Annotated in this window: 17 protein-coding genes and 1 pseudogene; 3 read left to right on the top strand and 15 right to left on the bottom strand. The window is 28.1% G+C overall.

Translation table 11 applies throughout. The features are described from left to right. Positions 1 to 212: 212 nt before the first annotated feature. Positions 213 to 1,418, top strand: a complete 1,206-nt coding sequence (locus ACRC03_RS11670; protein ID WP_438652740.1) for an L-lactate MFS transporter — start codon at positions 213 to 215, stop codon at positions 1,416 to 1,418. Between the two features lie 107 nt (positions 1,419 to 1,525). Here the strand turns inward: ACRC03_RS11670 and ACRC03_RS11665 are convergent, their stop codons facing one another. Beyond that, the gene (locus tag ACRC03_RS11665; protein ID WP_438652739.1) at positions 1,526 to 2,635 is read right to left on the bottom strand and encodes a DUF362 domain-containing protein; all 1,110 of its coding nucleotides are present in this window, start codon (positions 2,633 to 2,635) and stop codon (positions 1,526 to 1,528) included. Between the two features lie 211 nt (positions 2,636 to 2,846). Between ACRC03_RS11665 and ACRC03_RS11660 the strand changes: the two genes are divergently transcribed. Both ACRC03_RS11660 and ACRC03_RS11655 read left to right on the top strand, forming a co-directional pair. Beyond that, positions 2,847 to 3,110, top strand: a complete 264-nt coding sequence (locus tag ACRC03_RS11660) for a hypothetical protein (RefSeq protein WP_438652738.1) — start codon at positions 2,847 to 2,849, stop codon at positions 3,108 to 3,110. A 102-nt stretch (positions 3,111 to 3,212) separates the two neighbouring features. Then, complete coding sequence (locus ACRC03_RS11655; protein ID WP_438652737.1) at positions 3,213 to 3,866, top strand: hypothetical protein; 654 nt, start codon at positions 3,213 to 3,215, stop codon at positions 3,864 to 3,866. Between the two features lie 122 nt (positions 3,867 to 3,988). Here ACRC03_RS11655 and ACRC03_RS11650 read toward each other — a convergent pair whose 3' ends face one another. The 14 genes and pseudogenes from ACRC03_RS11650 to ACRC03_RS11585 all read right to left on the bottom strand — a co-directional run bounded on the left by ACRC03_RS11650 (position 3,989) and on the right by ACRC03_RS11585 (position 14,086). Then, positions 3,989 to 4,192, bottom strand: coding sequence for a hypothetical protein (locus ACRC03_RS11650; protein WP_438652742.1), 204 nt, complete (start codon positions 4,190 to 4,192; stop codon positions 3,989 to 3,991). Between the two features lie 522 nt (positions 4,193 to 4,714). Beyond that, entirely contained in the window at positions 4,715 to 4,990 is a 276-nt protein-coding gene (locus tag ACRC03_RS11645) for an ATP-binding cassette domain-containing protein (protein WP_438652736.1), read from the bottom strand. A 175-nt stretch (positions 4,991 to 5,165) separates the two neighbouring features. Continuing rightward, positions 5,166 to 6,791, bottom strand: a complete 1,626-nt coding sequence (locus ACRC03_RS11640) for a Na/Pi cotransporter family protein (RefSeq protein ID WP_438652735.1) — start codon at positions 6,789 to 6,791, stop codon at positions 5,166 to 5,168. Positions 6,792 to 7,123: 332 nt separating this feature from the next. Then, a complete protein-coding gene (locus ACRC03_RS11635) occupies positions 7,124 to 7,639 on the bottom strand; it encodes a prolyl-tRNA synthetase associated domain-containing protein (protein ID WP_438652734.1) in 516 nt (171 codons plus the stop codon). A gap of 193 nt (positions 7,640 to 7,832) precedes the next feature. Continuing rightward, entirely contained in the window at positions 7,833 to 8,051 is a 219-nt protein-coding gene (locus tag ACRC03_RS11630; RefSeq protein WP_438652741.1) for a DJ-1/PfpI family protein, read from the bottom strand. Positions 8,052 to 8,058: 7 nt separating this feature from the next. After that, positions 8,059 to 9,042: a lipoate--protein ligase gene (locus ACRC03_RS11625; RefSeq protein ID WP_438652733.1), complete on the bottom strand. Its 984-nt coding sequence runs from the start codon at positions 9,040 to 9,042 to the stop codon at positions 8,059 to 8,061. A gap of 21 nt (positions 9,043 to 9,063) precedes the next feature. Further along, positions 9,064 to 9,777 (bottom strand): C40 family peptidase, encoded by a 714-nt coding sequence (locus ACRC03_RS11620; RefSeq protein WP_438652732.1) that lies wholly within the window; start codon positions 9,775 to 9,777, stop codon positions 9,064 to 9,066. Between the two features lie 82 nt (positions 9,778 to 9,859). Then, positions 9,860 to 10,489 (bottom strand): cyclase family protein, encoded by a 630-nt coding sequence (locus ACRC03_RS11615; protein WP_438652731.1) that lies wholly within the window; start codon positions 10,487 to 10,489, stop codon positions 9,860 to 9,862. Positions 10,490 to 10,574: 85 nt separating this feature from the next. Next, on the bottom strand, positions 10,575 to 10,754 hold the full coding sequence (locus ACRC03_RS11610; RefSeq protein ID WP_438652730.1) for a hypothetical protein: 180 nt from the start codon (positions 10,752 to 10,754) through the stop codon (positions 10,575 to 10,577). Between the two features lie 527 nt (positions 10,755 to 11,281). After that, positions 11,282 to 12,103, bottom strand: coding sequence for a hypothetical protein (locus ACRC03_RS11605; protein ID WP_438652729.1), 822 nt, complete (start codon positions 12,101 to 12,103; stop codon positions 11,282 to 11,284). A 416-nt stretch (positions 12,104 to 12,519) separates the two neighbouring features. After that, positions 12,520 to 12,651 (bottom strand): hypothetical protein, encoded by a 132-nt coding sequence (locus tag ACRC03_RS11600; RefSeq protein WP_438652728.1) that lies wholly within the window; start codon positions 12,649 to 12,651, stop codon positions 12,520 to 12,522. Continuing rightward, positions 12,651 to 12,782 (bottom strand): hypothetical protein, encoded by a 132-nt coding sequence (locus ACRC03_RS11595; RefSeq protein WP_438652727.1) that lies wholly within the window; start codon positions 12,780 to 12,782, stop codon positions 12,651 to 12,653. Before ACRC03_RS11595 ends, ACRC03_RS11600 begins: the two co-directional genes overlap by 1 nt. Positions 12,783 to 12,814: 32 nt before the next feature. Beyond that, positions 12,815 to 13,375, bottom strand: a pseudogene (locus ACRC03_RS11590) (M28 family peptidase); the annotation flags it as partial. A gap of 12 nt (positions 13,376 to 13,387) precedes the next feature. Further along, positions 13,388 to 14,086 (bottom strand): hypothetical protein, encoded by a 699-nt coding sequence (locus ACRC03_RS11585; protein WP_438652726.1) that lies wholly within the window; start codon positions 14,084 to 14,086, stop codon positions 13,388 to 13,390. Positions 14,087 to 14,356 lie beyond the last annotated feature (270 nt).

Genomic DNA, 14,356 nt, shown 5'->3' with positions numbered 1-14,356 from the left:
TTTTCATTTAGAATATATATATATATATTTTATTAAATAATCTACATGATTTTGATAAGCTAATTACAGTTAACTATTTAAAGTGTAGGTGTCACGATATAGAGAAAATGTAGATATTAAATTAGAATATATATATATATAACTTTTTTAGTTGTATTTACATGGATTTTTATGGTATATTTTACTAAATATTTGTTTTGAGGAGAATTCATATGACATTAAAAAATACATCACGATGGATTGTGCTTTTCGGTGCAATTCTTATTCAAATTTGTATAGGGGCTGTTTATTCATGGAGTTTATTTAATGAACCTCTAATTATGAAGCATGGTTGGAATAAAAATGATGTGGTATTTACTTTTTCTATAGTAATTTTTGTTTTTGCATTTACTACTATATTTTCAGGTAGACTACAAGATAAAATAGGGCCTAAAAGAGTATCACTTATTGGGGGAATAATTTATGGTGTTGGTCTAATGTTAACCTCTACAGCTACTAGTGTATTTCAGTTATACATATATTATGGTGTTGTAGCTGGTATTGGTATTGGCTTTTGCTATGTTTGTCCACTATCCACTTGTATAAAGTGGTTCCCAGATAAAAAAGGATTGATTACAGGGATAACAGTTGGTGCATTCGGTTTTGGAAGCCTAATATTCAAATCAGTTATACAATATTTATTAGACTCAAAAGGAGTTTCTGAAACTTTTCTTTATCTAGGAATAATCTATTTATTATTAATAGTTATTGGATCTCAGTTTTTAAAACTACCACCAAAGGATTATTTTTCTAGAGATACAAAAGTAAATGATAATGTTGAAGAAAATAATTATACAGTATCAGAAATGATAAAAACTAAGACTTTCCCAATATTATGGATTATGTATCTTCTAGGTACTATGAGTGGGTTATTAGTTATAGGTCTTGCTAAAGATATCGGTGTTCAATTAGCTGGATTAGAGCCTAATGTAGCTGCTAATGCTGTGGCTATAATTGCATTGTTTAACGCTAGTGGAAGACTTATTTGGGGTGCTTTGTCTGATAAACTGGGAAGGATTCGAGTAATACTAATGCTGTTTGTTATTACCTCTGTCTCAATGTTTTATATGAGTTTTGTAACACTTAATTACATAAGCTTTTTTGTAACTGTTGCTAGTATAACGTTCTGTTTTGGAGGTTTCTTAGCGGTATTCCCGACTATAACTGGAGACTTATATGGTATGAAAAATCTAGGCGCTAATTACGGTATAGTATACCAAGCTTATGGAATTTCAGCTTTAGTTGGACCAATTATAGCTTCTAATACAGGTAGTCTTATAGTTACTTTCCTAATCGCAGGTATATTATCTGTAGTAGGCATATTCTTAACTTTTACTATAAAAAACCCTAGAAAAGATTTAAACATAGTAAATGCATAAACTAAAACTAACCCGATTGATTAGAATAATTATTATTTCTGATTAATCGGGTTTAATATACTTACATATAACTTTCAATTTTAATACAATATATTAAAATTATTAATTTATATTTCTATTAATTCATATTCCTTCTTACCAATTCCAAGCTTAACAGAATGGTCTATACATACTTCCCAATTAGTTTCTGGGTGAGTATTTATGAAATGGTCATGGGTATGGTGATGTTTCTCTGCTAAACAACTACCATGTATAACCGGTTGCTTATTTGCCGCATCTGCACAAGCCATGTCTAATGCTACAGGGTCAAAAGATGCAAACATACCAACATCAGGAATTATTGGTAAATCATTTTCAGCATGACAATCACAATATGGAGATACATCTATAACTAAACTTATATGGAAATGTGGTCTTCCATTTAATACTGCATAAGAGTATTCAGCTATTTTCTTATTTAAGGCATCATTTGCCCCAAATTCAGGATTATGTATAGCATCAAAGTTACAACTACCTAAGCAACGCCCACAACCAACACATTTATTATGATCAATTACAGCCTTTATATTTTCATTAAAGCTTATTGCATCATGAGCACATATTTTCATACAAGCTTTACATGATACACATTTTCTTTTACTTGCAACAGGTTTTCCACTGCAATGCATTTCCATTTTTCCAGCACGAGAACCACATCCCATACCTATGTTTTTTAATGCTCCACCAAAACCAGTTGCCTCATGTCCTTTAAAATGGTTCATAGATATAAATATATCTGCATCCATTATTGCTTGCCCTATTTTTGCTTCTTTTACATATTCTCCATTTTCAACTGGTACAAATGCTTCATCTGTTCCTTTAAGACCGTCTCCTATTATTAATTGACACCCTGTTGTAAATGGATTATATCCATTTTCATATGCTGCATCTAAATGTTCAAGTGCATTTTTTCTTCTTCCAACATAAAGTGTATTACAATCTGTTAAAAATGGCTTTCCACCTTGTTCCTTTATTAAGTCTACTATAACCTTTGAGTAATTTGGTCTTAAGTAAGCTAAATTTCCAGGCTCCCCAAAATGTATTTTTATTGCTACAAATTTCTCTTTAAAATCAATACCCTCTATACCTGCTTTTCTAACTAGTTTATCTAGCTTCTGTAGCAAGTTCATATTTGCTGTTGCTCTTAGATTTGTAAAATATACCTTTGATTTTTCCATTGTAGTCCCCTTTCTATATTTAAAATTACCTCTATATTAAATATTACCATATTTTAAATATATATAAAAATTACATTTGGTAAAAATAGGTATTAAAAGTCATCTTAGAGGAAACTATTAAATATATATAAATTTAAATAGCCTTTTTATCAATTTATGGATATAATAAGAAAATACAACTAATTGTAAAAAAACATTTTAAGGAGATTTTATGATAAAAAGAGAATTTGATATAAATGATACTGCATATCTTGCAAAAGATAGAAGAATAAAAGTACATATTGATGGAAGTGAAACTAATACAAGAAACATATCTTTAAAAGCAGGTGATGCTGTAAAGATATTAGACTATTATGAAATAGAAAAATATGGATATTCATATGAAGCTGAATTTAAAAAAGATGGAACAGTATATATAATAAGAAAACACTTAAGTCAAACAGATTTAAAACCTAAAAATATTAATAATGACTAAATAAATGAAGCTAAGTATGTTTATTATTTAATATAAACAAAAAAGTTGTTCGCTTTTATTGTCATACTCTGTTATAATTAAGAAGCTTTAATAAAGAAAGAGGTGTTTATCATTACTAATTATAAAACAAATGAAAACAAGTATGAAACTCAAGGTTCAGTTACCTTAATAACAATACTTAAAAAAAATAATACAGAACTTGTTGCTAAAATAGATACTGAAGATTTAGAAAAAGTACAAGATATGGGAACTTGGTTTGCTGAATGGCACAAAGATTTTAATAGCTATTTAGTTCAAAACTTAACAGTAACTAAAGAAGACAAAAAGATAAAAAGTACAAAAAGAAATCTACAATCAGTAATTTTAGATACAGCTGTAAGTGCTCCAATAAAACATATAAATGGAGATACATTAGATAATAGAAAATGTAATTTACAGTTAGTTGATAGAAATGAAAAAAATGAATATGAAGTTATAGATGATGAAACAATATCTGTAATATTAAAAGATAGATACGGTAAAGTTCAAGCTAAAGCTTTAGCATCATTTAAAGACTTAGACAGAGTAATAAACAAGAGGTATACGTGGATATACCATAAGGGTTATAATCAACCACAGGTAATAGCTCATACTCCTAATGGTAAAGTTCATATGCAAGATGTTATATTAAAACCAAATGAAGGTGAAAGAATTCATCACATAAATCTAAATCCATTAGATAATAGAAGAAATAACTTAGAAAATAAGCAAAAATAATATTTATGCTAGTTTTTTTAATAATAAGTGGCTATTGGAGATTCTCCATAGCCACTTATTTCTAATTATTTATCAATCTTAAGAAACATAATAGAAGTAGGCACTAAAATATAACTATATCCTCATATCTTTTTTCTATAAATAATATAACTTCCAATGATGGATATGACTATAATTCCTAATGCCAAAATAACAAACTTTGTTTCAAATCCATACTTCATAATACTATTAGGTGCATAATAATCGAAAGGTGAAAAATATTTCATAAACTCAAAATCATCTTTCAACTTACTTATTATTCCTATAAAGTAAGAAATAAAGAAAATACCTATTGATATAGGGATTGCTCCTTTGTCAGATTTAATAATTGAAGATATTAATTTAGCTCTTTTATAATGAAATTAATATCCTTTGAACATATAAAATTATATGTATCTTCATTTTTACTTAATATCTTATCTCCTAGTTTAGATGTAGCTTTATCTATTTCTATTATGTCTATAATGCTACCTTCCTTTATAACACAAACTCTACCACATAGATTTTGTACTTCTACTAAATTGTGAGAAGATAAAAATATTGTATTACCTTTTTCTTTTTCTTTTATCAGTATATTAAAAAGTTTTTTTGCATTAAAGGGTCTAATCTATTAGTAGGCTCATCTAATATTAATGATTTAGGTTTTTAAATTAAAGCTTGTGCTATTGCTACTTTCTTTTTGTTACCTAAACTCAATTCACCCATTTTTTTATTCATATCTAATTCTAGTTCTTTACATATAACATCTACTTCTTCTTTAATAGTATTAGGATAAAAACTTTGTGCATATTTAATTATATCCTTAATCTTTACACCTCGTCGTAAAAGTTTACTTCGCTAGGTACATATCCTATATGTTCTTTAATTTTACTACTTTCATTAACTATATCCATTCCAAAAACTTTAGCATTACCACTTGTTGGATATATAAAATTTAGAAGTGTCTTTATTGTAGTAGACTTACCTGCACCATTAGGACCTATAAATCCATATATTTCTCCTTCTTCAACAGATATATCAACCTTTTGTATTCCTCTATTTTTTCCATAGCTTTTAGTTATTTTTTTTGTTTCTATTATTTTCACTTAAATCTCTCGCCCCTCTATCATTTAGTTACTTCGCATTTTGTTAATAGTTATCTTTATTCCACAATATTAGTATATTTGTTACTATAAAGATAATCAATTAAATATAATAAAAAAGCTGCTATTCATGTTTAAATTTAATTCATGAATAACAGCCATATTTAATATATACTTATTATGCTATATTTATATTTGATGATTTTATTACTTGTTGTGCTATATTTACTGAGTGATCAGATATTCTCTCTAAGTTACTTAATAAGTCTAAGAATATAACTCCATTATCTATAGTACATAAATTCTTGTTTAATCTTCTCATGTGATTATCTCTACATACTTTTTCCATAAGATCAACTTGTTCTTCCATTTTTATTACCTTAAGAGCTAAATCAACGTTAGAAGTTTCCATAGCTTCTAATGAACATGTATAAGTATCTAATACTTTGTTGTATATTTCTTTTAGTTCATCCTTACCTTCTTCAGATAAGTTTAATTCACCGTCTATTGCAATTTGAGCTAACTCTGCTATATTTTCAGCATGGTCACCTATTCTTTCTATATCATTTACGGTGTTAAATAGTGCATCTACACCTTCTCTAGAATCATTGTTTAAAGAAGTTTTAGATAATTTTAATAGATAGTTTAGTATAGCTTTCTGCAACTGATTTACAGTTTGCTCTGCTTCAAAGGATTTATTTACTTTACTCTGAGATTTTTCTATTAATGCTTCCATTGAAGTAGTTAATGCAAATCTAGCTTTACTACCCATTCTTAATATTTCTTTTATTGTATTAGATAGAGCTATTGATGGAGTTTCCATCATTCTATCATCTATATATTTAACTGTTCTTCCTTCTTCCTTTTCATCTGCAGTTTCTGGCACTAACTTCATAGTAAGTTTAACTATAAGCTTAGAGAATGGAATTAATATTATAACATTTATTATATTGAATAATGTATGTGAATTTGCTATTTGTCTACTTACATCATCTGGATTCATATTAGTTACTACATACATTATTGGTTTAGTTAATACTAACATAAATATTGTAGTACCTATTAAGTTGAAAATCATATGCATAGTAGCCGCTCTTCTTGCATTTTTACTAGCACCTATACTAGATATTAACGATGTAACACAAGTACCTATGTTTTCTCCATATAATATAGGTAAAGCCGCACCTAATGATATTGCACCTGTTGATGAAACTGCAAGTAACATACCCATTGACGCACTTGAACTTTGAACTATGGCAGTTATACCAAATCCTAATAATATTCCAAGTAATGGATTTTGACCTAGTGTAGCTAAAGCTGTTGTAAATCCTTCAAATTCAGTTAAAGGCTGAACTGCTGCCTTCATAGCATCCATACCTGTGAATAGGATACCAAATCCTATTAATATTTCTGCTATATTTTTAACTTTTGGCTTATTAGAAAATAAATAAAGTATTATACCTATACCTAATGCTAATGGTGCTAGTCCTACTAAATTAAGCGATACTATTTGAGCTGTTATAGTTGTTCCTATATTTGCTCCCATTATTACACCTATTGCTTGAGGTAAACTCATTATACCTGCATTTACAAATCCAACTACCATAACTGTTGTTGCACTAGAACTTTGTATTATTGCTGTAACTAATGCTCCAACTATAACTCCCATTAATACGTTACTAGTTAAAAGCTCTATTATTCTCTTTAATTTTGAACCAGCTGATTTTTGAAGTCCATCCCCCATTAGGTTCATACCATATAGGAAAAGTCCAAGACCTCCCAACAAATTTATTGCTATTTCCACGCTTAAATTCCTCCTTAAATATCTTCGATATCTTAATTAGTACTTTATCATTTTAGCAAATTTTTTGTCGTTTTGTGTTAAGAGAATGTTAAATCTTTTAATATTTTGTTAATTTTAGACTAAGTAGGAGTTAAATATTAATTTTATATTAATATTTCATTAATATTCTGTAAATTATAAATCAACTTTATAGCTACATCTATAGCTAAAATTAATCCATTTTTTATTGCTATTTTGTATAATATTTTTCTAATAAAATAATTCTTCAAGCCTATCTTCAGTTCCAATACTTTTCGACGTGTACATTTAATATTTTTTCAAATACAATTCTTTTATACTATAATTATACTATTGAAATTATAACCTACATAATCCAAGAATTTTTCAAATCCATCTAATGGTACATTTACTGTTTTTGTATTAATACCTGGATGAAAGTTTAAGTTTTGACCATCTAAGAGCTCTTCATCTATCAATATATCTACTTTTCTATATAAATCATTTATTACCGAAAATGGATTCACACTTCCTGGTCTAAGTTTTAAAGTATTGTAAAGTGCTATTTCAGATGCTAAAGATAATTTTTTACTTCCAATTTGATCTTTTAAGTTTTGTAAATCTACTTTTTTATCACCTTTTACTACTACTAAAAAATATTCTTCTTGTTTTGCATTTTTTAATAATAAGTTTTTACAGTTATGACCTTTAGCTATACTATCTAATATTTCTAGCTGTTCCGCCGAACATACTGGCTCATGTTCATATACTTCAAAAGGTACTTCTAAGTGCTCTAAGATGTTATAAATTTTCACTTCACTCTCTCTTAAAACGCTACGTATAGGTTTCATTTATCATCCCCTTAATTAATATTCTTTCCTATAAATTATATCAATCTATTTAATATATAGTAACTTTAATGCTAAATTAACTTGATTCATTAAATTTTTATATAATTAATTAGTTGTATAATAAATTAGTTGTATAATAAAAGCTGCATCCTCTTATTAGTATAAAGGAGATACAGCTTTCATTATAATATTATTATATTTCAATCTTTGCTCCAAGCAATTTTATAAATCCCTGTAGAATTTCTACATTTCTAGGCCAAGCAGGTGATGTAACTAAGTTTCCATCAACAACAACTTCGTCGCCACCTACTTGTATATATATACCACCTGCAAGTATAATATCTGGACCAACGGCTGGATAAGCTGTTGCTTTTCGTCCATTTAATACATTTGCTGTTGTTAAAAATTCTATATAAAAGTTAAATTATACAGCTTACAATTTCACTTTTAGTTATTCTATAAAAATATTTAGAAATATCTATTTTATCAATTAATTTGTCTATCTCTTCCTTGTTGTATTTACATCCAACAAGTGCATTTTCTACATCTTCTATTTCTCCTTCTCCAAAGAAGTCTCCATTAATTTTACAAGCTTCTAATATTCCTTTGTTTACATTTATACTAAACTCAACTTTCCCACCTGTGAATCTTTTCCACCTTGTTAAATTAAACTTTGGAGATGCACCATAATTCCACTCCCAAGTCTCAAATTTTTCCTTAGAGATTTTATTTACTCTATTTATATCTTCCTCTGTCAATTTATATGTACCACTAGATTTTTTTAGTAGACTTTCTAACATTATATCTCTAAATTGTACACTATCTATATCTTTATCTAAGTGTTCTTTAACATTTGTAACTCTTTCTCTTACAGATTTTATTCCCTTAGATATTATTTTTTCCTCTGCAACTGTTATACTTTTTACCATTTCTTCTATATTAGTATTAAATAATATTGAGCCATGGTGAAGTCTACAAGTATCTTTTATATACTGAGCATTTCCTGAAAACTTCTTATCATTTATAAGCAAGTCATTTCTACTGTTGAAGTAAGCCTCTATTCCTTGATTTTTTAAAGCACCTATTATTGGATCTGTAAAAGTTTTAAAATCTATTCCTGTGCCATCATATTTTTTTGTAATAAAACTATATTGCCACCCATTCATATCTGTATATATAGTTCCTCCACCAGTAATACGTCTAACAATATTTATATTCTTTTCTTCAACGTATTTCTGGTTAATTTCTTCTATTGTATTTTGAAATTTCCCTATCATTAATGTTGGATTTGTCCTCCAAAACATAAATATAGTGTCATCTCCTAAATCCTTTTCATTCATTAAATAATATTCTAATGCAAAGTTAAAGTATGGATTAGTTGAATTATTTTCTACATATATCATCTATGCTCCCCCTTGATAAGTTTACGGTCTTCTAGCACCTAAGTATGTTTTATCATAAAATCCAGATAGAGTAGATTTTTTTACTCCATCTCTTGGATTAGACGCATGAATAAATTCATTGTTTCCTACATAAATACCAACATGACTTACTCTACCTTTATTCATAGTATCGAAAAATACCAAATCTCCCACTTGTAAATCTTCTTTTTTAATAGCTTGTCCATACTCTGCTTGATCGTATGATACTCGTGGAATATCTTTGCCTAATGCAGTTTTATAAATATATTGAGTTAAACCAGAACAATCAAAAGAGCTTGGTCCTGTTGCTCCCCAAACATATTTTTTACCTAGCTGTTCATTTAAAAGTTCCATAGCTTTATCCATTTTTGAAGAAGAAGTTATAGTTCCTTCAGTATTATTTTCTACAGGCAATTTATTGTTAACCTGAGAGTCTCCAACTATATTTTTATTACCTAATACATCTCCAAGTACTCTATTGTTATTTAGAGATGTCAATATTGTATTTAGACTATTTAAACTACCACTATTGCATGAAGTGCAAGAATTATTTGAGTCTCCTGAATAAAGTCCACTCCCTAATGTATTTTTAAAAATAGATTCAAAAGTACCTAATACATTATTATTAGTACTAGTTGTACTATTATTGTAATTTGAATTAGCACTACTAATTGCACTTAGTAATTTTATTGCTACCATTTGATTAACATCGTTCATTTTTATTCCCCTAAATTTAAATTTTGTAATTATTATATATACGACATATTTTAACTTTTATTTAGTAGTAAATACATTTTTTCTATTTTACTATTCCAATTGCTCTTACTGGAGATCCATCCGCATTATTAAATTTTAAGGGTGTTGCTACAAATAAAAATTCACTAGGTAAAGCTTTTAAATTTGTAAGATTTTCTACTATTAGTTTTTTACCCTTAAATAGTATTTTGTGTATATTAAAATCTACAGAGTCATAACCATCAACAGATAACATATCCATCCCTATCCCCTTTATAGGTGTTTGAGCTATATAAGTAGCTGCTTGTATTGTTAATGTTGGATATTTTTCGTAGTATTTTTCTTCTCCCCAATATTCACTCCAACCAGATTTAAATATTATAAAATCACAGTTTTGTATTTTCTCCTCATATTCTTTTAAATACTCTAATTCTATTTTTTCCTTATTAGTTACATCAATTAAAATCGCATTTCCTACAAATTTGTCTATATCTAAATCATCTAAAGTTTCTCCATTTTTGTCCATATGTTTAGTAGAATCTATATGTGTTCCATTATGAGAAAACATACTTAAAAAAGTTTCCTCATAGCCGTTTGCTTCAATTGTTGCTACTTTTTTAATATGTGGACCATTTGGTTTTGAGTATACTGGCATGTCATTAGTAAGTGTATGTGTTAAATCAAATATTTTCATTATTCTCTCCTTATTTTTATGTACTTTATTTTATAATTAATTAGAAATTACAAAATTCCTCTTTTATTAACATGTTTATCAAAATTTAATTTTCATCTATCTCAAATTCAACTCTAAAATATATCCAGCAATCATTCACTTCAACTTCAATTTTACCATCCATATTTTCAATTAAAAGTTTAGCATCTAGTTTTTCTAGTTTCAAGTTATACTCCTTAGCTTCTAGACGAAATAACTCGTAAAAACTTTGAATTAATTTTTGCAATCCTTTAGCTCTTCTTTCTACAATAGAAATATACTTTTGTTTTCAATTTCTGTAGCTTCTTTATCATTCATAAGTTCTAAGTAACCTCTAATAGAAGTAAGTGGCGTTTTTTATATTTTTAGAAAGCAGAAAAAAGCGTGCAGAAAAATACACGCTTGGTACTAATAAAATAGTCAAAATTAAAATCATTTCCACACACTCCTATTCATCAATTATTTATTTTATCTCTCTTTTCTTAAATAACATAAGACCTAATGTATATAAAATTACTACTTCTATAACCCTACTATAAAACAATCCATCATGCCTTGATTAGTGCCCCAAGTCATTATTATACTCTTAGCTGCTTCATCATATCTGCTACCTAATTAATCAAAGTAAATTAAAAACTAGGCTTTGAATATAGATATTAAATTATTTTTAAGTAATATAAAAAGTTGAATTTACATTGAAGTTCAACTTTTTATATTGCTTATATTCTCACTTTAACTATCTATTTTAATTATGTTTTCACTTCATATTTGCTGCTAAAAGTCTTTTAAAGATATTTCCCTGGGCCAAGAAAGGAGCATTTTTCTTGATATTTTCAAATGCTTTTCATTTGGAAAATGTAAATCACAGAAATAATTATGATAATTAGCTGTCCAAACATACTTATCCCAAACTCTAATATTAGCCTTATATACCTTCAGCATTTCTTCTATCTTTTCTTTATGCCTGAGTAACAACTCAATCTGAATTCTTTCAAACTCATACTCATTATTACATTCTCTATAGAACTTAAAAATAGTATTTAAATAATTTAAAAACCATTGACCATCAGTATCAACAAATAATAATTGATGCTGTGGTGCTATTTCATAATAATCCATATATTTTTTTAGTCTTTTTACAGTCTTGTCATCTAAAACAATTCTAGGATAACAAGCAATGGTACTCTCCGTATTATGTGCATCTAGAAGAGCTGGCCCAAATACTATATCATCATTTATGTAAAATTCACCAATACTAATTCCACCCCTAACAAAAAGTCCTTCTAGGGATAGGTTAAATTGATACTCTGAAACATTCTCTAAAATCTCATTTAATTCATCTTCACCATCATCATCTATTGGGTATCCAACAACCATATTATCAGTAAATACCTTTATTTTACCTTGGCTATATTTATTAGGAACAATACACTGCTTATTCTTATTAATAAGATAATTAATTTCTCTAAGCAAATTGCTACCATATCCATCTCTACAAGAATCAACAATCATCTGGGAAAACCCCAATATATCAATAGCACAAACTATAGAATTAACAAGATTAGGTTTCTCTGCATCATATTTTTTTACACTCATGTCAACACATCCTTCCTAATATCATCGTCGTGTTTTTCATAATATATGAAAAACATAATTTAACCTAATATTATAATTATACAACGTTAAATACTTTTTGTTTATAGTTTTCCTTCTATTATTCAAAAAAGAAGCATCAATATGCTTCTCTTTACAATTAAACAAGTTTTTTTCTACTATACTTATCAATGCAAGTTTTTCATCCTCATGTTTTTTTAACATATCTTCTAAAACTTTTATACTTTGAAAGTCCAAGTTAGAGGTTGATTCCTATACTTGATGCCATAAAGGCAAAGTCAAGAAGTTTATTTTGTCCCAACAATGTATTATAACATCTTTTTTTACCATAGGTTAAAATCAATTTTCTACTTTAGCTTCTAATTTTTGTGTAGATATATATAAGGCAAGCTCTCATTTTACTTATTTAGTTCTTTCAACATATTACTAAGTTGTTTAACACTTTCAGCTTCTACTTCATACTTACCTTGTAGAGATTTAATTGTATTAAATAGATTTTCATGTCCTTCTACCCTACCAGCTCCCCACATTAATCTATCTGCTGGCTGATTAAGTACATAATAAATACTTCTTCTACTTTACTGTATACCGTATTTGCATTTTCTTTAGCTTCTTTTATTGCTCCTAATAAACCTGTTGTATCTATTTTATATTTACTCATAATGTCATCATTTAGACTTTTTTCTATTGCTTCTAGCCTAGTAACAAAGTTAAGTGGTGCCACTGCTGTTTGTCATATTCTAACATTAATGTTCCATATAATTTATGGTGAAGTAAATAAGCTTTTTCATCGTAAGTACCATCATTATCAAATTGTGTATGATAACGTTGTTCCATAAAGTTACCACTAAAGTCATTTCTCATAGAAGGTACACCTGCTATTGAGAAAGAAAAATCATCTGACCAAGTTTGTGTAGGTGATATTACGTCTATGCCTTCTTTGTAAGCTCCTTCTACTGTTGGAACTTTTTTGATAAAGTCCTTTAAAAATGTATTATACTCATAAGAACTACGTATATAATCTTTGCTTTCATGTTCATAAGCAGGTAATTCAAAGTTTATATCAGCTACTACCTTCCCTACCCATTCTGGATGTACTCTAAATATTTGATTATAAGCTCCCGTTGACCAGTCATACCTAGTATTTGATGTTCCCCACTCTTCTGCAGCTAAGGCACAGAATACTAAAGTTTTTTCTGGCTTATATCCGCTATCTACTATAGCTTTTGCAATTCCCATCATCATTCCTACAGCTGCATTGTCATCCTATAACCCTGCAAAATAAGAGTCCATATGAGCACTCACTAAGATCATAGAGTCTTTATCTTTTCCTGGTATTACTCCTACTATATTATTAGTTTTTCCATTAAATCCCACTACTGATTTTGCATTAAATTTAACAGTTATAGCTTTGTTATTATTTTTTTCAAATACAGTTTTTAAAATTTTTGCATCTGTCTTAGACATAGAAAATGCTGGTGCATTTGCTGGTCCACATATATCTTGAGCATTTAAAGCTGTTTCATCTACTTCAGAATATCCTCTAGCTTGAACTGCTATTACTCCTGCTGCACCTTTTAAATGCGCTTGATATGTAGGGTAATTAATCCACCACTCATCACGTTGATTTATATCTTTTAAAACTAATTTATCTTTTATATCTAAGTTTTCTAAATCATTAGCAGTCCCTCTACCACCATAGATTACTTGAAATTCTTTTTCTCCATTTGTATCAAAATTAGTTTGGTATCCACCTAGATTAAATTTATGTTCTTTTCCTGAATCATCAGTATAAGACATTTTTGCTTTTTCAAAGTTCCATATATAAAGAGTAATTTCATCTTTTGATACATCTGATAAACCTATCTTTTTCATTTCATCATAAAGCATTTGTCCTGTTTTTATTTCTGCATCAGAACCCGCTGTTCTATATCCTAAATCTTTATTTGTTTTATATTTTTCCATCTTCTTTGATATATCGTAAGAATATTTCGTGTCTATTTTTTCTAAGTACGCCTTTTGACTTTCATCTAATTGTGGCTTATTATCTACTGGTGTATTTTTTACCGAACACCCTGTTAGTAGTAATAAAAATGTTAGCTTAATTGCAATATCAAATTGAACTATTTTTTAAAATATGAAAAATAATCTAAATATTAGGCTGCATATATAGAATCTAATTGTTCTTCAAATAGTTTCTCAGGCGTATTGTAGCCTAATATTTTTCTTGGTAAT

Source organism: Romboutsia sp., assembly GCF_051659545.1.
In the GTDB taxonomy this organism is placed as follows: domain Bacteria; phylum Bacillota; class Clostridia; order Peptostreptococcales; family Peptostreptococcaceae; genus JBOFOR01.
This window is presented reverse-complemented; position numbering and strand designations above follow the sequence as displayed.

What these genes read in the sequence shown, in the direction of transcription:
- ACRC03_RS11670 (WP_438652740.1), top strand. Translation starts at nt 213, where the DNA reads ATGACATTAAAAAATACATCACGATGGATTGTGCTTTTCGGTGCAATT.
- ACRC03_RS11665 (WP_438652739.1), bottom strand. Translation starts at nt 2,635, where the DNA reads ATGGAAAAATCAAAGGTATATTTTACAAATCTAAGAGCAACAGCAAAT.
- ACRC03_RS11660 (WP_438652738.1), top strand. Translation starts at nt 2,847, where the DNA reads ATGATAAAAAGAGAATTTGATATAAATGATACTGCATATCTTGCAAAA.
- ACRC03_RS11635 (WP_438652734.1), bottom strand. Translation starts at nt 7,639, where the DNA reads ATGAAACCTATACGTAGCGTTTTAAGAGAGAGTGAAGTGAAAATTTAT.
- ACRC03_RS11625 (WP_438652733.1), bottom strand. Translation starts at nt 9,042, where the DNA reads ATGATATATGTAGAAAATAATTCAACTAATCCATACTTTAACTTTGCA.
- ACRC03_RS11620 (WP_438652732.1), bottom strand. Translation starts at nt 9,777, where the DNA reads ATGAACGATGTTAATCAAATGGTAGCAATAAAATTACTAAGTGCAATT.
- ACRC03_RS11615 (WP_438652731.1), bottom strand. Translation starts at nt 10,489, where the DNA reads ATGAAAATATTTGATTTAACACATACACTTACTAATGACATGCCAGTA.
- ACRC03_RS11605 (WP_438652729.1), bottom strand. Translation starts at nt 12,103, where the DNA reads ATGAGTGTAAAAAAATATGATGCAGAGAAACCTAATCTTGTTAATTCT.
- ACRC03_RS11600 (WP_438652728.1), bottom strand. Translation starts at nt 12,651, where the DNA reads ATGTGGGGAGCTGGTAGGGTAGAAGGACATGAAAATCTATTTAATACA.
- ACRC03_RS11595 (WP_438652727.1), bottom strand. Translation starts at nt 12,782, where the DNA reads ATGAGTAAATATAAAATAGATACAACAGGTTTATTAGGAGCAATAAAA.
- ACRC03_RS11585 (WP_438652726.1), bottom strand. Translation starts at nt 14,086, where the DNA reads ATGGAAAAATATAAAACAAATAAAGATTTAGGATATAGAACAGCGGGT.